The sequence below is a fragment of the Pseudomonas sp. MWU349 genome (assembly GCF_017947325.1).
In the GTDB taxonomy this organism is placed as follows: domain Bacteria; phylum Pseudomonadota; class Gammaproteobacteria; order Pseudomonadales; family Pseudomonadaceae; genus Aquipseudomonas; species Aquipseudomonas protegens.
Genome location: NZ_JAFEVP010000003.1, coordinates 168401 through 193646 on the forward strand (window position 1 = coordinate 168401; position 25246 = coordinate 193646).

Genomic DNA, 25246 nt, shown 5'->3' on the forward strand with positions numbered 1-25246 from the left:
CTGAGATCAACAAAAAATGTCGCGTTTTTGCACTTGTCTGACGTGCGTTATCGACACCTCTCTTTGTAGCCGACACAGATGACGGACAGATGTTCCCGAAGAATTCGCCAGTGTTAAAAATACCTGCACGTTCGACGCTTTTGCGTGCCAAATAGCAGGGAAGTATGAAGGCGGCAACATCGGCGACGTTAGCGGCTAGAGGGCGGTGTGAGGGGGATTTTGGCCGTTTCGGAGGGGGGCGCAGGGCAGCTCTGACCGGGGCGGCTGTTGATATTTTTTTCCGGCGTGTGGGCGGGCCAAAAACACCTGGTGGCGAGGGCGCTTGCTCGCGCCGGATGCGCAGCAGCCCCATTCTTTTTGCAAAGAGGGGCCGCTTCACGGCCCAGCGGGAGCAAGCGCCCTCGCCACAGGTTGGTTATTGGCTATTTATTGATCAGGCGACCACTGATTCAGCCGGCGAGACGATATTGGTCTTCATCCCCCGCGAACGCCCGGAGCTCAGGTAGGCGGCAATCGACTCTTGAGTCACCTCGCCCAGGAACACCCGCTCGGCATCCATCACCGGCAGCCACGAGCGGTTGAACTCGTACATGCGCGACAGAAGAATCCGCAGGTGTTCGTCGTAGGCGGCTGTAGCGTTGAACTCCCGCAGGAACTGGGCGCAGGTGCCGGTCTGACGGTGCAGGTCGCGACGACGTACATAACCCAGAGCCTTGTTCTCGGCACAGGTCACCACCACGTAGCGCCGGTCGTGTTCGTCCATCAGTTCCAGGGCGTCGGCCACCGGGGTTTCCGGGCTGACCGACGGGGCGTTGTCCGCCGCGTCTTCGGCCTTGACCAGCAACAGGCGTTTCAAGGTGCTGTCCTGGCCGACGAAGTTGCTGACGAAATCGTCCGCCGGGTGCGCCAGCAGGGTGTCGGGGTGATCGATCTGCAGCAGCTTGCCGGCACGGAAGATGGCGATCTTGTCCCCCAGCTTGATGGCTTCGTCGATGTCATGGCTGACCATGATCACGGTCTTGTTCAGCGCCCGCTGCATCTCGAAGAATTCGTTCTGGATCATCTCGCGGTTGATCGGGTCCACCGCGCCGAAAGGCTCGTCCATCAGCAGCAGCGGAGCGTCCGCCGCCAGGGCGCGGATCACCCCGATGCGCTGTTGCTGGCCACCGGACAGTTCCCGTGGGTAGCGATGCAGGTACTGCTTGGGTTCGAGCTTGATCATGCTCATCAGCTCGCGGGCCCGGTCATGGCATTTCTGCTTGTCCCAGCCCAGCAGGCGCGGCACCACCACGATGTTTTCCTCGATGGTCATGTTGGGGAACAGGCCGATCTGCTGGATCACGTAGCCGATGTTGCGGCGCAGGGTCACTTCGTCGAGATCGGTGGTGTCCTCGCCATTGATCAGCACCTTGCCCGAGGTGGGCATGATCAGGCGGTTGATCATTTTCAGCGTGGTGCTCTTGCCGCAGCCGGAGGGCCCGAGGAACACGCAGATCTCGCCTTCATTGACGGTCAGGCTTACCGAGTCGACGGCTTTGACATCCTTGCCGTTGCTGCGAAAGGTCTTGGTCAGGTTTTGAAGTTCGATCATTTCAGGAGTCCTTTTGGAGTCAGCGAGCGTTGCAGCCATTGCAGAAGCAGGTCGGCGAAGATGGCCAGGAGACTGACCAGCACGGCGCCAACGATCAGCATCGACATGTCGCTGCGGCTGATGGAAGCAAGAATGAGTACGCCCAGGCCGCCGGCGCCGATGGTGGCGGCGATGGTCATGACGCCTATGTTCATCACCACCGCGGTGCGCACCCCGGCGAGGATCACCGGTACCGCGATCGGTAACTCGACCATGCGCAGGCGCTGGCCGAAGGTCATGCCGATGCCGCGGGCGGCTTCACGAATGCCCGGTTCGACGCCGGTCAGCGCCAGGTAGGTGTTGCGCATGATCGGCAGCAGCGAATAGAGGAACACCGCGGTGATAGCCGGCAGCGGGCCCAGGCCCTGGCCGAACTTGGAGTAGAACGGCAGCAGCAGGCCGAACAGGGCGATGGATGGGATGGTCAGCAGCACGGTGGCGCTGGCCTGCAGCGGGCCGGCAAGGGTCGGGAAGCGGGTCATCAGCACGCCCAGGGGGACGCCGAAGACGATGGCCAGGGTGACGGCGATGCCCACCAGGGTGATGTGCTGCCAGGTCAGGTGCAGGACCTGGGCCCAATCGAGATGGGAAAAGGCGTTCAGGAATTCCATGTCTTCTCCTCTTTAGTTGATCGGGTGCTGGCGCAGGAAATCTGCGGCCACGGCGGATGGGCTTTCATGGTCGACGTCGACCCGCGCGTTCAACTGGCGCATGGTTTCGTCGTCGAACAGCGCCGCCAGCGGCTTGAGCTCTGCGGCCAGTTGCGGGTGGGCGTCGAGGTAGGCCTGGCGTACCACCGGCGCGGCGGTGTAGTCCGGGAAGTAGTGCTTGTCGTCTTCCAGCAGTTTGAGCTTGAAGGCATTGAGGCGCCCGTCGGTGGTGTACACCAGGCCGGCGAACACCTGGCCGTTGCGCAGGGCGGTGTAGACCAGGCCGGCGTCCATCTGCCGGGTGTTCTTGCGGGTCAGGGCCATGTCATAGAGCTTGACCATCCCGGCCATGCCGTCGGAGCGGTTGGCGAACTCGGTGTCCAGGGCCACCAGGCGGTTTTCCTTGGTGTTTTCGGCCAGGGCCTGGGTCAGGTCGCTGATGCTATTGATCTGCGGATGTTCCTTGGCCACGTTCTCTGGCAGCGCCAGGGCATAGGTATTGCTGAACTTGGACGGTGACAGCCAGACCAGGCCTTTTTTCGCATCCAGTTCTTTCACCCGGGCGTAGGACTGCTGGCTGTCGAGTTTCTCGTCGATGTGGTTGTAGGCCACCAGCGAGACTCCGGTGTATTCCCAGATCAGGTCCAACTGGCCACTTTCCTGGGCGCTGCGGGCCAGGTTGCTGCCCAGGCCCCCGGTGACGCGGGTGTCGTAGCCCTTGCTGCGCAAGTACTGGGAGGTGATCTCCGCCAGCAGGGTCTGTTCGGTGAAGACCCGGGCGCCGATGCGGATCAGCGGTTTTTCCGCGGCGTGGGCCAGTGTGCTGAAAAGCAGGGCACAGCCGAGTATCAGGCTTAATTTCTTCATGTCGGTTCCTTGGCTCTGACGGGCTTAAGACGGGCGCAGACCACGTTCCAGCCAAAGTCGGCTGGCCAGGGTCACCAGGCCATCGAGGAGCAAGGCCAGCAGCGCGGTGCAGGCGGCGCCGAGCAGCAGTTGCGGCTGATTGTTCAGGGCGATGCCGGGGAAAATCAGGCTGCCCAGGCTGTTGGCGCCGATCAGGAAGGCCAGGGGCGCGGTGCCGACGTTGATCGCCAGGGCCACCCGCACACCGCCGATGATGATCGGCACGGCATTGGGCAATTCGACTTTCCACAGCACCTGGCGCGGCGTCATGCCGATGCCGACCGCGGCTTCCTTGAGGGAGCCCTGGACGTTTTTCAGGCCTTCATAGGTGTTGCGCACGATGGGCAGCAGGGAGGCGAGGAACAGCGCGAAAATGGCCGGGCCACTGCCGATGCCGAGGACCCCCAGAGCGATGGCCAGGACGGCCAGGGGAGGGACGGTGTTACCGATGTTGAACACTTGCATGAAGCGTTCGGCGCGTCCGGCCATGTTCGGGCGGCTGAGGACGATGCCGGCGGGGATCCCCACCACCAGCGCGGCGAGCATTGAAGCCAGGACCAGGAACAGATGAGCTTGCAGGTAGAACAACAGATCGTCGCGGTAGTGTTCGATCGTAGTGATGCCGATCCAGTGGACCAGCAGGGCCAGGAGGGCGATTACCGCAGCGCCTCCTATCAGCCCTTTGCCATAGCGAATAGCCACAGGCGGACTCCTTTTTTCAGTCGGCGGGCACTTTCCCGTGTGGCAGGGCCATTCCTGGCTGCCGGGAAAATACGCGCGAAAAGCAGCTCGTCGAGCGCCGGCAGAGCGGCGGGTGAACGGGCCATGAGCGCAGCTTCGTCAAGCTAACGTGCTGATATTTCAGCCCCTGACGACAGTGCGTGACAGGGGAGTGGACGTCTCCACGTTTTAAAAGGTTCCATAATTGGCAGCATTTAGCCACCGTTCATCTGCCGTCCGGTCGCCCGGGTGACGGGGGGAGCTGTGGCCCGCAAGGCTATGTCTGGGCTATAATCTGCGCCCTTTTTTGATCACCGCCAGGCGATTTCCCATGACCCAACAGGCCGCCGAAGTCGCGAAACGCCGCACTTTCGCCATTATTTCCCACCCGGATGCGGGTAAGACCACCATCACCGAGAAGCTGTTGCTGATGGGCAAGGCCATTGCGGTGGCGGGTACCGTCAAATCGCGTAAGTCCGACCGCCACGCCACTTCCGACTGGATGGAGATGGAGAAGCAGCGGGGTATTTCCATTACCACGTCGGTCATGCAGTTCCCCTATCGCGAACACATGATCAACCTGCTGGACACCCCCGGCCACGAAGACTTCTCGGAAGACACCTACCGCACCCTGACCGCGGTGGACTCGGCGCTGATGGTGCTCGACGGCGGTAAGGGCGTAGAGCCACGGACCATCGCCCTGATGGACGTTTGCCGCCTGCGTGATACGCCCATCGTCAGCTTCATCAACAAACTCGACCGGGACATTCGCGACCCGATCGAATTGCTGGACGAAATCGAAGCGGTCCTGAAGATCAAGGCTGCCCCCATCACCTGGCCGATCGGTTGCTACCGCGACTTCAAGGGCGTGTACCACCTGGCCGGCGACTACATCATCGTCTACACCCCGGGCCACGGCCACGAACGCACCGAAACCAAGATCATCGAGAAGCTCGATTCCGACGAAGCCCGCGCCCACCTGGGTGACGAGTACGAGCGTTTCATCGAGCAGCTGGAGCTGGTGCAGGGTGCCTGCCACGAGTTCAACCAGCAGGAGTTCCTCGACGGCCAGCTGACCCCGGTGTTCTTCGGTACCGCCCTGGGCAACTTCGGTGTCGACCACGTGCTCGACGCCGTGGTGGACTGGGCGCCGCTGCCGCTGGCCCGCGTTGCCAACGAGCGCAGCGTGGCCCCCCAGGAAGAGAAGTTCTCGGGCTTCATCTTCAAGATCCAGGCGAACATGGACCCCAAGCACCGCGACCGCATCGCCTTCATGCGCATCTGCTCGGGCAAGTACGAGAAGGGCATGAAGATGCGCCACGTGCGCACTGGCAAGGACGTGCGCATCGGCGACGCCCTGACCTTCTTCTCCTCCGAGCGTGAGCAACTGGAAGAGGCCTATGCCGGCGACATTATCGGCCTGCACAACCACGGCACCATCCAGATCGGCGACACCTTCACCGAAGGCGAGGCGCTGGGCTTCACCGGCATCCCGCACTTCGCCCCGGAGCTGTTCCGCCGTGTGCGTCTGAAGGACCCGCTCAAGTCCAAGCAACTGCGCCAGGGCCTGCAACAGCTGGCCGAAGAAGGCGCGACCCAGGTGTTCTTTCCCGAGCGCAGCAACGACATCATCCTCGGCGCCGTGGGTGTGCTGCAGTTCGACGTGGTGGCCAGCCGCCTGAAGGAGGAATACAAGGTGGAGTGCTCCTACGAGCCGATCACCGTGTGGTCCGCCCGCTGGATCGAATGCAGCGACAAGAAGAAGCTCGAAGAGTTTTCCAACAAGGCGGTGGAAAACCTGGCCCTGGACGGCGGCGGCCACCTGACCTACCTGGCGCCGACCCGGGTCAACCTGGCGCTGATGGAAGAGCGCTGGCCGGACGTGAAATTCCGCGCCACCCGCGAACACCACTAAGTTCGCCGGTCACCCCCGAGCCCCGCTGTGCAGACAGCGGGGCTTTTTTTTGCGCGCAGGATTGGCCTGCCGCCGGCGCCTACGGGGTGTGGTGTTTTAAAGGGAGCGCCGTTAGTCGGAAGGGCTTTGGCGGCTCGGGAATCGATAGGGAGCTATCTGGAAAAGCCGGGATATCACGACTAGGTTTCAGACAGTGCTGTGGCCGCTGCAAGGCTGGCGCGCAGCCTTCGATGATTCACCTATGAAAGGATGGAATCGGCTATGAGAATTTTCCAACGCATTGTGCTGTTGATCAAAGTGCTGGTGATGCTGTCGCTCGGAACCTCGGCGGCTTGGGCCCACAACCTGATGCAGGTGAGCGAGCCGGGTTACTCCTCGAACCAGAGCGCACCGGTGCAGATGCTTGCCAAGTCCGAATCGGAGCCGGGCGATGAAGGTCAGGGTGGCAGTTCCGGCGATGACGACCAGACCACCGACGAGGATGACGGCGACAGCCAGGGCTAAAAGAAACCCCCAGCGACGGACTGATGCGCAATCCGTTGCCGGGGGCGGGTCGAACAAGGTTCAGGCGCTCCCGGAGGCATCCGGGAGCGCCTTTTTCATGGCCGCTACAGCACGAATTGCTCGGCGTAGTGGCAGGCCACCTGGCGGCTGTCGAGCTGGCGCAGGGCCGGCTCTTCAGTGCTGCAACGCTCGGTGGCATAAGGGCAGCGCTTGTGGAAGGCGCAGCCCGGTGGTGGGTTCAGCGGGTTGGGCAGCTCGCCGACGATCTTGATCTTCGGCTTGTCCGGGTCCGGGTGGATGGTCGGTGTCGCCGACAGCAGGGCCTGGGTGTAGGGGTGCAGGGGGCGGGTGTAGATGTCCTCCTTGGGGCCCATTTCCACCGGCCGGCCGAGGTACATCACCAGCACCTGGTCGGCCACGTGGCGCACCACTGCCAGGTTGTGGGAAATGAACACGTAGGCGGTGTTGAATTCCTGCTGCAGGTCCATGAACAGGTTCAATACCTGGGCCTGGATCGATACGTCCAGGGCCGAGGTCGGTTCGTCCGCCACCAGCACCTTGGGCTGCAGCATCATTGCCCGGGCCAGGGCGATACGCTGGCGCTGCCCCCCGGAGAACATGTGCGGGTAGCGCTGGTAATGTTCGGGGCGCAGGCCGACCTGCTTCATCATCGCCTGGACTTTTTCCCGGCGTTCGGCGGCCGACAGCTTGGTGTTGATCAACAGCGGCTCGGCCAGCTGGTCACCGATCTTCTGCCGCGGGTTGAGCGAGGCATAAGGGCTCTGGAACACCATCTGCACGTCTTTGCGCAGTTGCTTGCGCTGGGCCTTGTCGGCACCGGCGACTTCCTGGCCGGCGATCTTCAGCGAGCCGGAAGAGGGTTCCTCGATCAGGGTCAGGGCCCGCGCCAGGGTGGATTTGCCACAACCGGATTCCCCGACCACAGCCAGGGTCTTGCCGGCTTCCAGCTCGAAGGACACGCCGTTGAGTGCGCGCACGGTGGCGTGGCCCTTGAACAGGCCACGGGACACTTCGTAGTGACGGGTAAGGTCGCGGGCGGTAAGAACGACGGCCATTACGCCACCTCCTGATTCAGCGGGTAGAAGCAGCGCACCAGGCTGGCGGCTTTCGGGTCGAGGCTGGGGCGCTGGGCGCGGCAGTTGTCTTGCACGTAGGGGCAGCGCGGCGACAGCAGGCAGCCTTGGGGCCGGTCATAGCGCCCGGGGACGATACCCGGCAGGGTCGACAAGCGAGTGGCGCCGAGGCTGTGCTCGGGAATCGCCGCCAGCAGCGCTTCGCTGTAGGGGTGCGCGGGGATGTCGAACAGCTCCGGTACCTGGCCCACCTCAACCGCCTGGCCGGCGTACATCACGCACACCCGCTGGGCGGTTTCGGCGACCACGGCGAGGTCGTGGGTGATCAGCACCAGGCCCATGTTCTGCTCTTTTTGCAGGTTCAGCAGCAGGTCCATGATCTGCGCCTGGATGGTCACGTCCAGGGCGGTGGTGGGTTCGTCGGCGATCAGCAGCTTGGGCTCGCCGGCGATCGCCATGGCGATTGCCACCCGCTGGCTCATGCCGCCGGACAGTTGGTGCGGGTAGGCGTCCATGCGGCTGGCGGCGCCGGGGATCTCGACCTTTTCCAGCAGTTCGATGGCGCGCTTGCGTGCGGCCTTGCTGGACATCTTCAGGTGCAGGCGCAGCACTTCCTCGATCTGGAAGCCCACGGTATAGCTGGGGTTCAACGCGGTCATCGGGTCCTGGAAGACCATGGCCAGGTCCTTGCCGACGATCTGCCGGCGCTGGCGCGCGCTGAGCTTGAGCATGTCGCGGCCGTCGAAGCTTAGGGCATCGGCGGTGACGATGCCGGGGTGCTCGATCAGGCCCATCAAGGCCATCATGGTCACCGATTTGCCGGAGCCAGACTCGCCGACGATGGCCAGCACTTCTCCCTTGTCGACCTTGAGGTCGAGGCCATCGACCACCGGCACCGCCGTGGCGTCGCCGAAACGGACATTGAGATTCTTGATTTCTAGCAGTGACATGGGAATCTCCTCAGGCGGCGTTCTTGAGTTTCGGATCCAGCGCATCGCGCAGGCCGTCGCCCATCAGGTTGATTGCCAGCACGCTGAGCAAAATGGTCAGGCCCGGCAGGCTCACGACCCACCAGGCGCGTTCGATGTAGTCCCGGGCCGAGGCCAGCATGGTGCCCCACTCCGGAGTCGGCGGTTGTACGCCCAGGCCGAGGAAGCCCAGGGCGGCGGCGTCGAGGATCGCCGAGGAGAAGCTCAGGGTGGCCTGGACGATCAGCGGTGCCATGCAGTTGGGCAGCACGGTGATGAACATCAGGCGTGGCAGGCCGGCACCGGCCAGGCGCGCGGCGGTCACGTAGTCGCGGTTGAGTTCGCCCATCACTGCGGCGCGGGTCAGGCGTACATAGGACGGCAGGGACACCACGGCAATGGCGATCACGGTATTGATCAGGCCTGGGCCGAGGATGGCGACGATGGCCACGGCCAGCAGCAGCGAGGGCAGGGCCAGCATGATGTCCATCAGGCGCATGATGGTCGGGCCCAGCAAACGCGGGAAGAAGCCGGCGAACAGCCCGAGGAGGATCCCCGGGATCAGCGACATCACCACCGACGACAGGCCGATCAGCAGCGACAGGCGCGAACCCTGGATCAGGCGCGAGAGCAGGTCGCGGCCCAGTTCATCGGTGCCTAGCAGGAACTGCATCTGGCCGCCTTCGAGCCAGGCCGGAGGGGTCAGCAGGAAGTCGCGGTACTGCTCGCTGGGGTTGTGCGGCGCCACCCAGGGCGCGAACAGTGCGCAGAACACGATCAGCAGCATGAACAGCAGGCCGGCCACCGCGCCCTTGTTGCGGGAGAAGTGCTGCCAGAATTCTTTGTAGACGGACGGATAGAGCAGGCTTTGATCGACTGCTACTGAGGAAGTTGGAGTGCTCATTAGTCTTGATCTCAGCGCTGATGACGGATGCGTGGGTTGGCAAAGCCGTAGAGGATGTCCACCACGAAGTTGACCATGATCACCAGGCAGGCGATCAGCAGGATGCCGTTCTGCACCACGGGATAGTCCCGGGCGCCGATGGCTTCGATCAGCCACTTGCCGATGCCCGGCCAGGAAAAGATGGTTTCGGTCAGGACCGCACCGGCCAGCAGGGTGCCGACTTGCAGGCCGACCACGGTCAGCACCGGAATCAGCGCGTTGCGCAGGCCGTGGACGAACACCACCCGAGCCGGCGACAGGCCCTTGGCCTTGGCGGTACGGATGTAGTCCTCACGCAGTACTTCGAGCATCGAGGAGCGGGTCATCCGCGCGATCACCGCCAGCGGAATGGTGCCCAGCACGATGGCGGGCAGGATCAGGTGCTGCAGCGCGTCGAAGAAGGCGTCGGTGTCTTTGGCCAGCAGGGTGTCGATGAGCATGAAGCCGGTTTTCGGCTCGATGTCGTATAGCAGGTCGATACGCCCGGAAACCGGGGTCCAGCCCAGGCTTACCGAGAAGAACATGATCAGGATCAGGCCCCACCAGAAGATCGGCATCGAATACCCCGCCAGCGAGATCCCCATCACCCCATGGTCGAACAGCGACCCTCGCTTCAAGGCGGCGATCACCCCGGCCAGCAGGCCGAGCACGCCGGCGAACAGCAGGGCGGCCATGGACAGTTCCAGGGTCGCGGGGAACAGCGAGGTGAATTCGCTCCAGACGCTGGTGCGGGTGCGCAGGGACTCGCCCAGGTCGCCGTGGGCCAGCTTGCCGATGTAGTCCAGGTACTGGGCGTACAGCGGTTTGTTCAATCCAAGGCGTTCCATTGCCTGGGCATGCATCTCAGGGTCGACCCGACGCTCGCCCATCATGACTTCCACGGGGTCGCCGGGAATCATGCGTATCAAGGCGAAGGTCAGCAAGGTGATGCCGAAGAATGTGGGTATCAGCAACCCCACACGGCGGGCAATAAAACTAAACATCTTCTGAAGTACCTCAATCAGCCGGTTAGGCGTTCCCGCCATCCTTGGGGTCAAGGACGGCGGGCGTTTCTTATTACTTCACTTGGGTGGTAGCGAAGTTGTTAGTGGTCAGGGGGCTAATGTGATAACCCTCGACGTTCTTGCGCATGGCGGTGAACATTTTCGGATAGGCCATGGGGATCCACGGTTGATCCTGTTCGAAAACCAGCATGGCCTTTTCATAGAGCTCGGCGCGTTTGGCGGGTTCAGCGTCGGAGCGTGCTTCGTCGATCAGCTCCTGGAACGTCTTGTTGCACCAGCGGGCGTAGTTTTCGCCGTTTTTCGCCGCGTCACAACTCAGGTTCGGGGTCAGGAAGTTGTCCGGATCGCCGTTGTCCCCGGCCCAGCCCGCCGACACCATATCGTGTTCGCCGTTTTTCGCACGCTTGAGCATCTCGCCCCACTCCATCACGCGGATGTCGAGCTTGAGGCCCACCTTGGCCAGGTCGGCCTGCATCATCTGTGCGCCGAGCATCGGGTTGGGGTTGGTCGGGCCGCCGCCGTTGCGGGTGAACAGGGTGATAACCGTACCCTCCGGTACACCGGCTTCCTTGAGCAGCGCGCGGGCCTTGTCCAGATCCCGGGGCGGGTTCTTCAGGCTGTTGTTGAAGCCCAGCAGGGTCGGCGGATATGGGCCGGTGGCCACCAGGGCGTTGCCCTTGCCGTACAGGCTGTTGACGTAGGCTTCCTTGTCGAAGGCGATGTCGATGGCTTTGCGTACCCGTACATCGCTCATGTATTTGCGCGTGGTGTTCATGGCGATGTAGCCGGTGGTCATGGCCGCCAATTCATCGACCTTGAGGTTGGCATCGGCCTTGATGCTGGGGATGTCGTCGGGCTTGGGGTAGAGGGCGATCTGGCATTCGTTGGCCTTGAGTTTCTGCAGGCGCACGTTGTTATCGGTGGTGATCGCCAGCACCAGCGGGTCGGCCGGCGGCTTGCCGCGGAAGTAGTCCGGGTTGGCCTTGAAGCGTACCTGGGCGTCCTTGGCGTAGCGGGTGAAGATGAACGGGCCGGTGCCGATGGGCTTGCTGTTGAGCTCAGAGGTCTTGCCTTCCTTGAGCAGCTTGTCGGCGTATTCGGCCGGGAAGATCGACGAGAAGGCCATGGCTACGTCGGCGAGGAAAGGGGCTTCGCGGCGGGTCAGGGTGAAGACCACGGTGTGGTCGTCGATCTTCTCGACGCTTTTCAGCAGTTCCTTGAAGCCCATGCTTTCGAAATAGGGGAAGCCCACGCTGGACTTGTCATGCCAGGGGTGCTTAGGGTCCAGCTGGCGCTGGAAGCTCCAGAGCACGTCGTCGGCGTTCATCTCGCGCGTGGGGGTGAAGTAGTCGGTGCTGTGGAATTTGACGCCCTTGCGCAGGTGGAAGGTGTATTGCAGGCCGTCGGGGCTGATGTCCCAGGATTCGGCCAGGGCCGGCTCGATGTCAGTGGTGCCGGGCTTGAAGTCCACCAGGCGGTTGAAGATGGTTTCCGCCACTGCGTCGGCCGTGACTGCAGTCGTGTACTGGACCATATCGAAGCCTTCCGGGCTGGCTTCGGTACAGACCACCAGGGGTTTGGCTGTGGCGCCCAGAGCGACGCTCAGCAGGGCGGCGCCAACGGCCGCTTTCAGGGGAAGCATTTTCATCAGGAACCCTCTGCAATCGATTGAACCAGATTAGCTTGAATGGCGGATTCGTCATGAATCCGCCCTTCAACTGGTGGGTTAGAGAATATTGAACGGGACGGTGGTAACCAGTCGGAACTCGTTGATGTTGCCGTCGGCCTGGTTCTCGCTGGCGCGGTGCGTGGTGTAGGTGGCACGGATCGCGGTGGCTTTCAGCGGGCCGCTCTGTACGGCGTAGGAAGCACCGATGCCGTATTCGTAGTGGTGCTCGCCGTCCATGGTGCGTACGCCATAGACCGTACCGTCTGCCTTGACGCCGCTGTAGGCAGTGCCGTTGTAGTGGGTACCGTCGATGCCCCAGCCACGGGCCTGGTAGATGTTGAACTTGAGGCCGGGCACGCCGTACTCGGCCATGTTCAGGCCGTAGGCGATCTGGAAGGATTTCTCGTTCGGGCCGTTGAAGTCCGAGAGCAGGGAGTTGGCCAGGTAGATGCCGTTGGTTTCGTGCAGGTAGTCGAAGTACTCGTTACCGTTGATTTCCTGGTACGAGAAGGTAAGGCTGTGGGCCTGGTGGGTCAGGCCGAGGGACAGCGAGTAGGTGTCGTTGTCGATCTCGCCCATCTTCTTCTTGCCGGTATCGACGGTCTTGTAATAGTTCAGGCCGGTGGTCAGGCTCAGCACCGAGCTGTCGCCCAGCTCGTGGGTGGCGCCGAAGTAGTACTGGTTCCAGAAGTCTTCCACCTTGGAGGCGTAGAGGCTGGTCTTCAGGCTTTTCAGCGGCTGGTAGTTGGCGCCGACCAGGCTTACGCGATCGGTCTCGGCACCGTTGCTGTTGTACTCGGAGCTGAACTTGGACAGGCTCTGTTCGGTCCGTGGCGATACCCGGTCGAAGCTGCCGGCGTCGAACGACAGGTTGTTGAACTCTTCGCTGTGGATGCTCACCCCTTCAAAGCTCGAAGGCAGCGGACGGTTGCCGATGACGTCGACGATCGGCGTGCTGAAGTTCTGCCGGCCGGCGGTCAGGGTGGTGTTGGACACGCGGAACTTGACGTTGGCCAGGCCCAGCTTGCTCCACTGGCCCACGGCGTCGCCGTCGGAGTGGGTCAGGGTGCGGTTGTTCTTGCCGGCGATGTCCTTGCGGTCACGATCCAGAGCAATAGCGTTGTAGGCGGCGACTTCCGTGCTGACGCCCACGGTGCCTTGAGTGAAACCCGAGGTGTAGTTGAGGATGGTGCCCTGTACCCAGTTGATACGGCGCGGGGTCGAGGTCTCAACACCATTGTGGTTGTACGAAAAACGGTCGTTACGACGTTTCAGCTCGTTGGCGTACCAGTTGCGCGTGGTACCCGACAGGCTCTGCCCTTCGATAAAACCCTTGGTCTCAGCCTGGGCACTGGTGGCGTTGAGTTCAGTCGGGACGAAGTCCTGGCTGACGTTCTCCGCATAGGCCGAGGCGGTGATGCTACTGATAGCCAAGGCTAACAATGCGCTGCTGCTCAGTTTCATGGGTGAAGCTCCTTTGTTTTCTTTTTTAAATGCCGGTTTTTTTGGGCCGGCTGGTTTTTGGAACTCATTCAAGGCATCGCAAACGTTTGCATGTGGCTTGATCGCCGAATTCAGGCAAAGCGCCTGCGTGAGGGCGAAAATCGCCCCCAGGGTTTTGGCTCATCGGTTATGGGGCTAGGCTGACACCCGAAAAGGAGTTGCGGCCGAAAGGACTGACCTTGAAACCTTCGACTTTTGCGCTCAGCGGCTGATTGATCGTCGAGTGGGCCACGGGTGTGATAGGGACCTGTTGCTTGAGCAGTTGCTGGGCCTGTTTGTACAGCAGGCTGCGCTGTTCACGGTCGGTGACGACCTTGGCCTGCTTGATCAGCTTGTCGTACTGCGGATTGCACCACATGGAGTAGTTGTTGCCGCCAATGGCGTCGCAGCTGTACAGGGTGCCCAGCCAGTTGTCCGGGTCACCGTTGTCGCCGGTCCAGCCGATCAGGCTGATGTCGTGTTCGCCGTTCTTGGTGCGCTTGATGTACTCGCCCCACTCGTAGCTGACGATCTTCACCTTGAGGCCGATCTTCGCCCAGTCGGACTGCAGCATCTCGGCCATCAGCTTGGCGTTGGGGTTGTAGGGGCGTTGTACCGGCATGGCCCAGAGGGTGATTTGCGTGCCTTCCTTGACCCCGGCGGCCTTGAGCAGCTCCCGGGCTTTTTCCGGGTTGTAGGCGGCGTCCTTGATGGTTTCGTCGTAGGACCACTGGGTCGGTGGCATGGCGTTGACTGCCAGCTGCCCGGCACCCTGGTACACGGCGTTGAGGATGCTTGGCTTGTTCACCGCCATGTCCAGTGCCTGGCGCACTTCGAGCTGGTCGAAGGGTTTGTGCTGCACGTTGTAGGCGATGTAGCCCAGATTGAACCCGGGCTTTTCGATGACTTGCAGTTTCGGGTCGTTTTTCAGGGTGTCGATATCGGCGGGGCGCGGGTGCAGGGTCACCTGGCATTCGCCGGCCCGCAGCTTCTGCACCCGTACCGAGGCGTCGGTGTTGATGGCGAAGATCAGCCGGTCGAGCTTGACCCGGCTTGGGTCCCAGTAGTGCGGGTTGGCGCTGTAGCGGATCTGCGAGTCTTTCTGATAACGCTGGAACACGAAGGGCCCGGTGCCAATGGGTTTCTGGTTGATCTGGCTCGGGGTGCCGGCCTGGAGCAGTTGCTCGGCGTATTCGGCGGAAAGGATCGCGGCGAAGCTCATGGCCAGGTTCTGGATGAAGGCCGCGTCCACCGTGTTGAGGGTCATGACGACGGTCAGCGGATCGGTCTTTTCGACCCGGGCGATGTTCTTGTTCAGGCTCATGCCGTTGAAGTAGGGAAACTCCGTCGGGTAAGCCTTGCGGAACGGATGTTCGGCGTCGAGCATGCGGTTGAAGGTGAACAGCACGTCGTCGGCGTTGAGGTCTCGGCTCGGCTTGAAATAGGGCGTGCTATGGAACTTCACCCCTTCGCGCAGGTGGAAGCGGTAGGTCAGGCCGTCCTCGGAAATGTCCCAGCTCTTGGCCAGCGCAGGCTGCACGTTGGTGGCGCCTCTTTCGAACTCCACCAGGCGGTTGTACAGCGGCTCGGCGGCATCGTTGTCGGTAGCTGTGGTGTACTGGGCGGTGTCAAAGCCCGCCGGGCTGCCTTCGGAACAGAACACCAGGCTGCGTTCGGCGGCGATGCCGAGCGAACTGGCGGCCAACAGGCCACTGCCCAGCAGGGCCGGGAAAATCCAGGAATGATGCATGACCGTACTTCTCCATTTTTGTTGTGATGAACAATGGGCCATGACTCCTTCCTGGAGCCTGTACAGGCCATTGATGCCAAACCACTACGCGCGGCGGGTGCCCGTTGGCAGACGCAGCTTCGCCTTGCACCGACCTTAAGGGTCGAGGGCCGGGCGGTAACTGCGTCAAACCTGAAATGCCTGTAGGAATCGGCTCTGAATTCGCAAGACTGTGCGCCAGTGGCGGGTCGTTGCGCAGTAGAGACCGAGCCCCGGCGGGCTGGGCCGGTAAAACAACGGCGACGTCATGGACGTCGCCGTTGCAGAACCTTATTTGCCGATGCTGACGCCGTAGAAGGAGTTCAAGCCAAAGGGGCTGATTTTGAAATCCTGCACGTTGGCGCGCATGGGTTGGAACACCGTCGAGTGAGCGATAGGTGTCATCGGTACTGCATCTTTGAGGATGTGTTGCGCCTGCTTGTACAGCTCGGTGCGCTTGGCTACATCAGAGGTAGCCTTGGCTTGCTTGATCAGGGCGTCGTAAGGCTTGTCGCACCATTTCGAGAAGTTGTTGCCGTTCATTGCATCGCAACCGAACAGGGTGCCGAGCCAGTTGTCGGGGTCACCATTGTCGCCGCTCCAGCCGATGATCATCGCCTGGTTCTCGCCGCCCTTGGAGCGCTTGATGTACTCGCCCCACTCGTAGCTGACGATGTTCACTTTCAGGCCGATCTTCGCCCAGTCCGACTGCAGCATCTCGGCCATCAGCTTGGCGTTGGGGTTGTAGGGGCGTTGTACCGGCATGGCCCACAGGGTGATCTGGGTGCCTTCCTTGATGCCGGCTTCCTTGAGCAGCTCCTTGGCTTTCTCGGGGTCGTACTTGGCGTCCTTGATGGTGGTGTCATAGGACCACTGGGTAGGAGGCATGGCGTTGACCGCCAGCTGGCCGGCGCCCTGGTACACCGAATCGATGATCTGCGGCTTGTTCACCGCCATGTCCAGTGCCTGGCGCACCTTGAGGTCGGCCAGCGGGTTGGCATCGGTACGGCCCTTGAGGACCGGCATTACGTTGTAGGCGATGTAGCCGAGGTTGAAGCCTGCCTGTTCAGGCATCTTCAGGGTCTTGTCTTCCTTGAGGGCCTTGAGGTCGGCCGGACGCGGGAAGAGGGTGACCTGGCATTCGTTCTTCTTCAGCTTCTGGATACGCACCGAGGGGTCGGTGGTGATGGCGAAGATCAGGTTGTCGATCTTCACGTCTTCAGGCTTCCAGTAGTCCTTGTTGCCGGTGTAGCGGATGTTCGAGTCTTTCTGGTAGCTCTTGAACACGAAGGGGCCAGTGCCGATCGGCTTCTGGTTGATGTCGCTGGCCTTGCCTTCCTTGAGCAGCTTGTCGGCGTATTCGGCGGACTGGATCGAGGCGAAGCTCATGGCCAGGTTCTGGATGAAGGCCGCGTCCACGGTCTTGAGGGTGAACTTGACGGTCTTGTCGTCGATTTTCTCGACCTTGGTGATGTTGGTGTCCATCCCCATATCGGTGAAATACGGGAACTCGGTGGGATAGGCCTTACGGAACGGCATGTCCTTGTCGATCATGCGGTTGAAGGTGAACAGCACGTCGTCGGCGTTGAAAGTACGGGTCGGGGTGAAGTACGGCGTGGTGTGGAACTTGACGCCTTCGCGCAGGTGGAAGGTGTAGGTCAGACCGTCGTCCGAGATGTCCCAACTGGTGGCCAGGCCCGGAATGACCGCGGTGCCGCCGCGTTCGAACTGGCTGAGGCGGTTGTAGAGGGTTTCGGCTGAGGCGTCGAAGTCGGTTCCGGTGGTGTACTGGCCAGGGTCGAAACCGGCCGGGCTCCCTTCAGAGCAGAACACCAGGTTAGTCGCCGCTTGGGCGAAGGGTGCGCTGGCGAGCAAGCCGGCGCTGACTAATAACGGAAGGACTGCTTTCTTGAACATGGTGGCCTCATGATTTGTTGTCATTTTTGGTGTTGAGGGCGACCTTGTGAGTCGACCCGCCGATACTTATGCAGCCCTCATACCCAATGCAAGATGCAGGGCTGCCACAAGTCTCAAAGAGTGGAACGAACGTACAGGAATGACGCATTTGTATAAATCTTGACGCATTTGATCGTTTGCGCCGGTGTTTTGTGGTGCATGTGCTGCCTTTTCACGGGGCAATCGAAGCTCATCGCGCCTGTTCTTGGTGCGGCGCTGCCTGGTGTGCGGGGCGATGCTTGGCCCAGGCGCCCGAGCTTGTCTGTCCGGATGAGGGAAGGCGGCTGGGTGAGGGAGGCCGTGGAGAACGGATGCCCGCAGTTTTGCTGGCGATGGCGGGTGCTTGGCACATCGTCGCAGGTGCTGAATTCGGGGCTCGCAGTGAGGTTGTCACTGTGGAGGTCGCTCTGGGGTTGTGACGGCGTAGTGCCGCGGATCAGACCCGTTGTCTGCCAAACCTGGAGCGGAAAGGTCTTATCCATGCAAACCTCATTTTTTCTTTTTCTAGGGCATATCTGAGGATTGGCCTTGTGGGCCATGGAAACTCGCCTTCTTATGGGGAGTGGATGCAGCCCCATGGACCCTGTGCGGCGACGGCGATCGCTTTGTTGTGTTGTTGATAGTCGATTCGCCGATGCCGAAATTAAGTCATGCTGAAATCGTGGTCAACGAAAATTAAGCGTGACTAACATTTCTCATTGTGCACGGGGTTGTCCCAGGGGTTCGACTGGCGGCCGTGTGCGGGACTCAGGCCGCGGAATGGTCGTCGAACAGGCCCATGGTGGTGACGGTCAGGACTTCTGCCGGGCCATCGCCGACGTTGGCCAGGCAATGAGTCTTGGTGGCATCGAAGTGCACCGAGTCACCGGCACTCAGGGGGTATTGACTGCCCTCGATGGTGTAGACGATCTGTCCTGAAAGCACGTAGGAGAACTCCGAGCCGTCATGGGAAATCAGCTCGGACTGGTAGCCCACCGGTATGTTCATCTTGACCGCGTTGATCAGGTTTCCGGGAAAGGAGCTGGACAGGCGTTCGTAGGCCAGTGGCTGGCCTTCGATGGTGTAGCGCACCCGCTTGCCGTCGTGGGAGTCGGGTTGCGCCTGGATCGGCTGGTCGAACAGGGCGTTCAGCGGAACATTCAGAGACTTGGCGATATTGACCAAGGAAGAGATCGATACACCTGTGAGATTACGCTCTGCCTGGGAGAGGAAGCTGGCGGTCAGACCGGATTCGCTGGCGATCTGGCGCAGGGTTTTCTTGGCGGCGCGGCGATAGCGACGCAGGCGTTCGCCGATGCGATCTGCGGTCATTGAGGAGACTCTTATAGGAAAGGAGCAGTATACCCGGCGCACGTCAGCAACATCTGAGTCGCTGCGTGCCGAGGGGCATAACTCTAACATCACCGAGCCGGGTTCCTCCGGGGCCGGGTTGAAATAACCGGTAACGAAAAACGGCGATAACCTTGATGTCGAAGGTTATCGCCGTTGCAAAGCGCAAGGAAAAAGTCAGGGCATCAACACTTCGATGGCGCCGTCGGCGGTCATGCTGACCTGGCTGGTGCCGGCCTCGACTTCTGGCGTTACCGGTGCCGAATCCATGCTGGCGGCCTTCATCATCATCGGCGCGCGCATATAAGGCTGGGGATAACCATTGCTGTTGAGGTTCAGGTTGACGATCTTGTAGCCCTTGCCGCCCAGGGCTTCGGTGGCCAGTTGGGCGCGGGCCTTGAAGGCCTTGACCGCATCCTTGAGCAGGGTGTCTTCGCTGGCCCTGCGGGTCGGGTCGGCGATGGCGAAGTCCATGCCACCCATCTTCAGGTCGCCCAGCAGTTCACCGGTGAGCTTGGACAGTGCGGCGAAGTCGGAGCTTTCCAGGCGCAGCTCGGCGCGCTCACGCCAGCCCGTGATCTTCTGGCCCTTGCCGTCGTAGATCGGGTAGCTGTTGCGACTGCCCTGGCGCAGGGTCACATCCTTGACCTGGCGCGCCTGGTCCAGGGCCTTGTTCATGGTGGTAGTGATTTCTGCGGCGAGCTTGGCCGGGTCGGTGTTCTGCGATTCGCTGTAGAGGGTCACGATCATCAGATCCCGAGCTACTTCCTGGCTGACTTCGGCGCGCAGGGAAATCTGGTTGTAGTGCAGTTCATCGGCGGCCAGGGCGGGCAGGCTGGTGAGGGTGCCGGCGCTGAGGGCGAGAAGGGCGACGCTGCGACTGAAATGCTGCATGAAAACTCCTTGAGTGCGGTCCGCAGGATAAGGTCAGAGCCTGGGTGAAACCTTCAGACTGTGGTTTTTATTCCTCGTTGCGGCCAATTACAACTTTGATACACATGATCGCCATGGATCGTCCGCGGCCGCTCAAGCCAGTGTGGCGCTTTGCCGCAGTTTTGCCTGCGCCGGGGGCTGCTTGGTTATACTCCCGGCGATTGCCCTGGAGCGCTCATCAGGAGAGCTCATGCTCGCCCCCGTAAAATTGCTGTCCGCAACCCGTCAGAACCTCTGGCGCCTGACCTTTATCCGTACCTTGGTGCTGGCCGCTCAGGCCGGTTCCGTGGGGCTTGCCTACTGGCTGGACCTGCTGCCGCTGCCCTGGTTGCAACTGGGCGTGACCCTGATGTTTTCCATGGTGCTGTGCGCTTTCACCGCGATCCGCCTGCGCACCTCGTGGCCGGTGACGGAGCTGGAGTACGCCCTGCAACTGGCCTGTGACCTGTTTATCCACAGTGTCCTGCTGTACTTCTCCGGTGGTTCCACCAACCCCTTCGTTTCCTATTACCTGGTGCCCCTGACCATCGCCGCGGTGACCTTGCCCTGGCGCTACTCGGTGGTCCTGTCGGGTATCGCCCTGACGCTCTATACCCTGTTGCTGGCGCGTTTCTACCCGTTGCAGACCTTCCCCATCGCCCGGGAGAACCTGCAGGTCTACGGCATGTGGCTGAGCTTTGCCCTGGCTGCGGCGGTGATCACCTTCTTCGCTGCACGCATGGCGGAGGAGCTGCGTCGCCAGGAAGAACTGCGGGCTATCCGGCGCGAAGAGGGGCTGCGCGACCAGCAATTGCTGGCAGTGGCGACCCAGGCCGCCGGCGCCGCCCATGAATTGGGCACGCCCCTGGCGACCATGAGCGTGCTGCTCAAGGAAATGCGCCAGGACCATTCCGACCCGCTGCTGCAGGATGACCTCGGCGTGCTCCAGGACCAGGTCAAGTTGTGCAAGGAAACCCTGCAGCAACTGGTGCGTGCGGCCGAGGCCAATCGCCGCCTGGCGGTGGACATGCAGGAAGTCACCCAGTGGCTGGACGAAGCCTTGAACCGTTGGCACCTGATGCGCCCGGAAGCCAGCTACCGTTTCCATCTGTTGGGCGAGGGGCCGGTGCCGCGCCTGGCGCCGCCGCCGGACCTGACCCAGGCCCTGCTCAACCTGCTGAACAATGCCGCCGATGCCTGCCCCGAAGGCCTGGAAGTACGCCTGGACTGGGACGCGGAAAACCTCACCATCAGTATTCGTGACCACGGTGCCGGAGTACCCTTGGCCATCGCCGAACAGATCGGCAAACCGTTTTTTACCACCAAGGGCAAAGGCTTCGGCCTGGGCCTGTTTTTGAGCAAGGCCAGCGTGACCCGCGCTGGAGGCTCAGTGAAACTCTACAGTCATGAGGAAGGCGGAACGCTCACCGAGCTGCGCCTGCCCCGTGCCGCCCGAGGAGACGACCATGAGTGAAGAGATCCAAGTCGAAGGCGAGGAACTGCCGCACCTGTTGCTGGTGGATGATGACGCCACCTTTACCCGCGTGATGGCCCGAGCCATGAGCCGCCGCGGTTTTCGCGTGAGCACCGCCGGTTCCGCCGAGGAGGGCCTGGTCATTGCCCAGCAGGACCTGCCGGACTACGCCGCGCTGGACTTGAAGATGGATGGCGACTCCGGGCTGGTGCTGTTGCCCAAGCTGCTGGAGCTGGACCCGGAGATGCGGGTGCTGATTCTCACCGGCTATTCGAGCATCGCCACCGCGGTGGAAGCGATCAAGCGTGGCGCCTGCAACTACCTGTGCAAGCCCGCGGATGCCGACGATGTACTGGCCGCGCTGCTCTCCGAACACGCCGATCTCGACACCCTGGTGCCGGAAAACCCGATGTCGGTGGACCGCTTGCAGTGGGAACACATCCAGCGCGTGCTGACCGAACACGAAGGCAACATCTCCGCCACTGCCCGGGCCCTGGGCATGCACCGCCGTACCTTGCAGCGCAAATTGCAGAAACGTCCCGTGCGTCGCTGAACCGCGACTGAACGAATGTCCGCTGGACGTCGTGAAAAAGCGAGCCGATCTACTATGATCGGCTCAACGCTTGCCTTTCTTCCTATCGAGCCTCAACGATGAATCAGAACGCTGAATACTCCGCGGTCAACGATGCCGTGCGCGGGCAATTCTTTCGCCGGGTCTGGGCCATGATCACGCCCTACTGGCGCAGTGAGGAAAAGGGCAAGGCCTGGCTGTTGCTGGTTGCAGTGATCGGCCTGTCGCTGTTCAGCGTGGCCATCTCGGTGTGGATCAACAGCTGGTACAAGGACTTTTACAACGCCTTGCAGAAAAAGGATGAAGCGGCGTTCTGGCACTTGATCCTGTATTTCTGCGGGATTGCTGCGGTGGCGATCCTGGGGGCGGTGTACCGCCTGTACCTGACCCAGATGCTGACCATCCGCTGGCGGGCCTGGCTTACCGAGAAGCATTTTGCCCGCTGGCTGGGCCACAAGAACTATTACCAGCTGGAGCAGGGCGGCTACACCGACAACCCGGACCAGCGGATTTCCGAAGACCTCAACAGCTTTACCAGCAATACGCTGTCCCTGGGCCTGGGGCTGATCCGCAACATTGTCAGCCTGGTGTCCTTCTCGATCATCCTGTGGGGGGTATCCGGCAGTATCGAGGTGTTCGGCTACACCATTCCCGGCTACATGTTCTGGTGCGCGCTGGTTTACGCCGCTGTCGGCAGCTGGCTGACCCACTTGATCGGGCGCCGCCTGATCGGCCTCAACAACCAGCAACAGCGCTTCGAAGCCGACCTGCGTTTTTCCATGGTGCGGGTACGGGAGAATGCCGAAAGCATTGCCCTGTATGACGGCGAGAAAAACGAGAACCAGCGTCTGAGCAGCCGTTTTGGCAAGGTCTGGCACAACTTCTGGGACATCATGAAGGTCTCCAAGCGCCTGACCTTCTTCACCGCCGGGTATGGCCAGATTGCGATCATTTTCCCCTTTATCGTGGCAGCCCCGCGGTACTTTTCCGGCAAGATCGAGCTGGGTGAGCTGATGCAGATCAACTCGGCATTCGGGAACGTTCAGGAGAACTTCAGTTGGTTCATCAGTGCGTATTCGGACCTGGCGGCCTGGCGCGCCACCTGTGATCGTTTGCTGAGTTTCCGCCAGGCCATGAGTGATAACGAAGAACGGACCCCGGCCATCGACGTGCAGCATCAGGGCGAACAATTGCGCGTACGTGACCTGGGCCTGGATCTGGCCGATGGCCGGCATCTGCTGGCTGGCGCTGAAATGACCGTGAACCCAGGTGAGCGGCTCATGCTCAGCGGCCGTTCCGGCAGCGGCAAGAGTACCTTGCTGCGGGCCATGGGCCGGCTGTGGCCGGCCGGGCACGGGAGCATCCTGCTGCCGAACCAGCGTTCCCTGTTCCTGCCGCAAAAGCCCTATCTGCCCATTGGCAGCCTGCGCGAAGCCTTGAGTTATCCACAATCTGGCGACAGCTACCCCCAGGAGCGTTATGCCCAGGTCCTGGAAACCTGCCGCTTGCCCCATCTGGTGGCGCGGCTGGACGAGAGCAATCACTGGCAGCGCATGTTGTCACCGGGCGAGCAGCAGCGCCTGGCCTTTGCCCGGGCCCTGCTCTATGCACCGCAGTGGCTGTACATGGATGAAGCCACCTCGGCCATGGACGAAGAGGACGAAGCCACCTTGTATCAGGCGCTGATCGATCAGTTGCCGGGCCTGAGCATTGTCAGCGTCGGCCATCGCAGCAGCCTCAAGCGCTTCCATCCACGGCTCGTTCGTATCGAGCAAGGGCATCTGCGGGAGCAGGCTCTCACGGCCTGACGGCGGGCCGAGCACCAGCCTCAAGCCCAGCGCCATGCACCGCCGGTGCAAGGGCGCTGCGCCGTTTGCGAGCGAGCCTGTTCCTACAGGCCGCGATCAGCCTTGGTGCAGGATCGAGCGGTCCACACGTATGGCCAACTGGCCGCTGCCCGGCTTCGCGTTGAAGGCCACGTTGCCGTGTTCATCCACGCTGGCTCGGGCGATCGGGGCGCCGTTGAGCAGCAGCTCCAGTGGTGCATCCTTGAGGGACTGGCCGGAGGCCAGTTGCAGTTTCAGGTTGATAGCCATGGTGGTCTCCTTATCAGGCGTTGCTGTCGATGAAGTGGCTGGCGTTCTTGTCGATGGAGCCGACCAGCTCCGGTGAACCACCACGGAACTGGCGGAACACATTGCGCCCGGTGGCGCTGCTGTTGCTGGTGCTGGCCGGGATGCTCAGGGTTGGCTGGAAGCTGTCGCTCAATTCCACATAGGCCGACCAGGGGCCGATGTAGGACTCGTTCAACCCGTTGGTTTCGCTGAGGGCGTAGCGCACCGCGTGGCCTGGCAGCCAGTTGGGTTCGCTGGGGCTATGGCTCTGCCAGCCATCGGCGAGAATTGCCGGAACCGCACTGGGGGTTTCCAGGTAGCCGGCCGGCTTGTTCGGGCTGTAGTTCTGCAGCAGCAGGTAGGTGCTCCAGCCCCACCAGTTGTCGATGGTCTTGCTGTCATTGAGGTTGTTGACATCGCTGCGGCGCAGGACCTTGTCACCACTCATCACGAACAGTGGCGAGAAGTTGCCGGTTTTCGCGGCCTTCAGGTCCGGCAGGGTTTTCAGGGCTGCGTAGCTGGCGGGCGCCGGAAGGCTGCCGCTGAGGTAGCTGGCGAAGATTTCGTCTGCCGAACTCTGCACGGCCAGCTTCACCTGCTGGCGATTGCGATGGTCGACGCTGTCGAAGTAGCGCTTGTCGCCATAGGCGTGCCAGCGATCGCCCTGGGCGTTGCTGACATTCAGGCCGAACTTGCTGTCCTCGTCATGCATGAAGCGGGTAATCAGCGAACCCAGGTCGCTGGGGGTGACGACTGCCGCCACCTGTTTGCGCGGCACCCGTACGTGGCCGGAAGAAAACAGATCGGTGAGGAAATGGTCGGCGAAGGCGTTCATTGCGTAAGCCAGTTCCAGTTGCTTGTCGTCCGCGCTCTTGCCCGCCAGTACCGCTTGCTGCAGCGCTGCGGTATGGCCTGCGGTGTAGGCAGCCAGGGCCCACTCGCCGAAGTGATCGGCGTTGTTGGCCGCCAGTTTCAGGTAGCGCCCCAGGGGGAACAGGGCGGATACCACGCTGCCGCCGCCGGTAATCTTGTTCCACTCCTCGGACAGGGTGTCGCCCAGGGCGTCATAGGCTTCATGGGGCTGCTTGCCGTCGCGGATCGCCTGGTTGGCGGCGACGATTTCCTTTTGCATCACCGCAAGGATCTGCCGGGCTTCGTCTTTCGCAGCCGGCAGTACCGCAAGGGAGTTGAACGCCGCCATAAAGCGCTGCACTCGATCACTGGGGGTTGCGCCTTCGCAGATCGGCTGCTCGGGAATGCCATAGAAGTCGCCCCCCAGGGCCACCACCTGGCCGTAGGTCAACGCCAGGCCGTTAGGCAGGTGCAGTTCGACCTGCCACGCCGGGATGGCCGGTGCATCCTTGACGAAGCGCAGCAGGGTGCTGTCGCCGATGGCTGTGTGTTCGCCGCCCTCGAAACGCAGCTGTGGCTGGCCCTTGGTGGCTTTTTGTGCAGAACGAGGCAGGTCTTCCGGGCGGTGGTACTTGATGGTGTGGTGGCCATCGGCGACCAGCACCAGGGTGTCGCCATCGCCGGAAATGGCGATGCCTTGTTCACTGAACAGGCGGTCCAGGTCGGCGACGATCTTGCCGGCGTGTTGTGGCTGTTGCTGCTTCTGTGCAGAGAGTCCTGACATT

At 61.8% G+C, this 25246-nt stretch carries 22 protein-coding genes; 5 read left to right on the forward strand and 17 right to left on the reverse strand.

Annotation, left to right across the window (positions count from 1 at the left end; all coding sequences use genetic code 11):
• Nucleotides 1-433 precede the first annotated feature (433 nt).
• From KCG88_RS12815 to KCG88_RS12830, 4 genes are read right to left on the reverse strand one after another with little or no spacing between them, the layout of a single operon-like run.
• The gene (locus KCG88_RS12815; RefSeq protein WP_047283911.1) at nucleotides 434-1591 is read right to left on the reverse strand and encodes an ABC transporter ATP-binding protein; all 1158 of its coding nucleotides are present in this window, start codon (nucleotides 1589-1591) and stop codon (nucleotides 434-436) included.
• Nucleotides 1588-2241: an ABC transporter permease gene (locus KCG88_RS12820; protein WP_011059225.1), complete on the reverse strand. Its 654-nt coding sequence runs from the start codon at nucleotides 2239-2241 to the stop codon at nucleotides 1588-1590. Before KCG88_RS12820 ends, KCG88_RS12815 begins: the two co-directional genes overlap by 4 nt.
• A gap of 12 nt (nucleotides 2242-2253) precedes the next feature.
• The gene (locus tag KCG88_RS12825; protein ID WP_047283912.1) at nucleotides 2254-3147 is read right to left on the reverse strand and encodes a glycine betaine ABC transporter substrate-binding protein; all 894 of its coding nucleotides are present in this window, start codon (nucleotides 3145-3147) and stop codon (nucleotides 2254-2256) included.
• Between the two features lie 24 nt (nucleotides 3148-3171).
• Nucleotides 3172-3888, reverse strand: a complete 717-nt coding sequence (locus KCG88_RS12830) for an ABC transporter permease (protein WP_047335702.1) — start codon at nucleotides 3886-3888, stop codon at nucleotides 3172-3174.
• A 349-nt stretch (nucleotides 3889-4237) separates the two neighbouring features.
• Here KCG88_RS12830 and KCG88_RS12835 point away from each other — a divergent pair, with 349 nt between their 5' ends.
• Nucleotides 4238-5821 carry a peptide chain release factor 3 gene (locus KCG88_RS12835; protein ID WP_015634141.1) on the forward strand — a complete coding sequence of 528 codons (1584 nt, stop codon included), beginning with the start codon at nucleotides 4238-4240 and terminating at the stop codon, nucleotides 5819-5821.
• Nucleotides 5822-6082: 261 nt separating this feature from the next.
• Nucleotides 6083-6325, forward strand: a complete 243-nt coding sequence (locus KCG88_RS12840) for a hypothetical protein (RefSeq protein ID WP_199521933.1) — start codon at nucleotides 6083-6085, stop codon at nucleotides 6323-6325.
• 104 nt (nucleotides 6326-6429) lie between these two features.
• Here the strand turns inward: KCG88_RS12840 and KCG88_RS12845 are convergent, their stop codons facing one another.
• The 11 genes from KCG88_RS12845 to KCG88_RS12895 all read right to left on the reverse strand — a co-directional run bounded on the left by KCG88_RS12845 (nucleotide 6430) and on the right by KCG88_RS12895 (nucleotide 19432).
• Nucleotides 6430-7401 (reverse strand): peptide ABC transporter ATP-binding protein, encoded by a 972-nt coding sequence (locus tag KCG88_RS12845; RefSeq protein ID WP_011059230.1) that lies wholly within the window; start codon nucleotides 7399-7401, stop codon nucleotides 6430-6432.
• Complete coding sequence (locus KCG88_RS12850) at nucleotides 7401-8369, reverse strand: ABC transporter ATP-binding protein (protein ID WP_011059231.1); 969 nt, start codon at nucleotides 8367-8369, stop codon at nucleotides 7401-7403. Before KCG88_RS12850 ends, KCG88_RS12845 begins: the two co-directional genes overlap by 1 nt.
• Before the next feature lie 10 nt (nucleotides 8370-8379).
• A complete protein-coding gene (locus KCG88_RS12855) occupies nucleotides 8380-9291 on the reverse strand; it encodes an ABC transporter permease subunit (protein ID WP_011059232.1) in 912 nt (303 codons plus the stop codon).
• Between the two features lie 11 nt (nucleotides 9292-9302).
• Complete coding sequence (locus KCG88_RS12860) at nucleotides 9303-10313, reverse strand: ABC transporter permease subunit (protein ID WP_011059233.1); 1011 nt, start codon at nucleotides 10311-10313, stop codon at nucleotides 9303-9305.
• Nucleotides 10314-10386: 73 nt separating this feature from the next.
• Nucleotides 10387-11982, reverse strand: a complete 1596-nt coding sequence (locus KCG88_RS12865; protein WP_047283915.1) for an ABC transporter substrate-binding protein — start codon at nucleotides 11980-11982, stop codon at nucleotides 10387-10389.
• A 78-nt stretch (nucleotides 11983-12060) separates the two neighbouring features.
• A complete protein-coding gene (locus tag KCG88_RS12870; protein WP_047283916.1) occupies nucleotides 12061-13467 on the reverse strand; it encodes an OprD family porin in 1407 nt (468 codons plus the stop codon).
• A 166-nt stretch (nucleotides 13468-13633) separates the two neighbouring features.
• Nucleotides 13634-15235: an ABC transporter substrate-binding protein gene (locus tag KCG88_RS12875; protein ID WP_210712503.1), complete on the reverse strand. Its 1602-nt coding sequence runs from the start codon at nucleotides 15233-15235 to the stop codon at nucleotides 13634-13636.
• A gap of 309 nt (nucleotides 15236-15544) precedes the next feature.
• On the reverse strand, nucleotides 15545-17170 hold the full coding sequence (locus KCG88_RS12880; protein ID WP_047283918.1) for an ABC transporter substrate-binding protein: 1626 nt from the start codon (nucleotides 17168-17170) through the stop codon (nucleotides 15545-15547).
• Nucleotides 17171-17283: 113 nt separating this feature from the next.
• Nucleotides 17284-17691 carry a hypothetical protein gene (locus KCG88_RS12885; RefSeq protein WP_210712504.1) on the reverse strand — a complete coding sequence of 136 codons (408 nt, stop codon included), beginning with the start codon at nucleotides 17689-17691 and terminating at the stop codon, nucleotides 17284-17286.
• Between the two features lie 265 nt (nucleotides 17692-17956).
• Nucleotides 17957-18520: a cupin domain-containing protein gene (locus KCG88_RS12890; protein WP_047283920.1), complete on the reverse strand. Its 564-nt coding sequence runs from the start codon at nucleotides 18518-18520 to the stop codon at nucleotides 17957-17959.
• Between the two features lie 195 nt (nucleotides 18521-18715).
• On the reverse strand, nucleotides 18716-19432 hold the full coding sequence (locus KCG88_RS12895) for an SIMPL domain-containing protein (protein WP_047283921.1): 717 nt from the start codon (nucleotides 19430-19432) through the stop codon (nucleotides 18716-18718).
• 229 nt (nucleotides 19433-19661) lie between these two features.
• Here KCG88_RS12895 and KCG88_RS12900 point away from each other — a divergent pair, with 229 nt between their 5' ends.
• The 3 genes from KCG88_RS12900 to KCG88_RS12910 all read left to right on the forward strand — a co-directional run bounded on the left by KCG88_RS12900 (nucleotide 19662) and on the right by KCG88_RS12910 (nucleotide 23303).
• Nucleotides 19662-20924, forward strand: coding sequence for an ATP-binding protein (locus KCG88_RS12900; RefSeq protein ID WP_015634149.1), 1263 nt, complete (start codon nucleotides 19662-19664; stop codon nucleotides 20922-20924).
• Complete coding sequence (locus KCG88_RS12905) at nucleotides 20917-21477, forward strand: response regulator transcription factor (protein WP_011059240.1); 561 nt, start codon at nucleotides 20917-20919, stop codon at nucleotides 21475-21477. The genes KCG88_RS12900 and KCG88_RS12905 overlap by 8 nt, the downstream gene beginning before the upstream one ends.
• 98 nt (nucleotides 21478-21575) lie before the next feature.
• Entirely contained in the window at nucleotides 21576-23303 is a 1728-nt protein-coding gene (locus tag KCG88_RS12910) for an ABC transporter ATP-binding protein/permease (protein WP_047283922.1), read from the forward strand.
• Between the two features lie 96 nt (nucleotides 23304-23399).
• Here KCG88_RS12910 and KCG88_RS12915 read toward each other — a convergent pair whose 3' ends face one another.
• Both KCG88_RS12915 and KCG88_RS12920 read right to left on the reverse strand, forming a co-directional pair.
• Nucleotides 23400-23591, reverse strand: coding sequence for a hypothetical protein (locus tag KCG88_RS12915; protein ID WP_210712505.1), 192 nt, complete (start codon nucleotides 23589-23591; stop codon nucleotides 23400-23402).
• Between the two features lie 13 nt (nucleotides 23592-23604).
• Nucleotides 23605-25245 carry a phospholipase gene (locus KCG88_RS12920; protein ID WP_210712506.1) on the reverse strand — a complete coding sequence of 547 codons (1641 nt, stop codon included), beginning with the start codon at nucleotides 25243-25245 and terminating at the stop codon, nucleotides 23605-23607.
• Nucleotide 25246 lies beyond the last annotated feature (1 nt).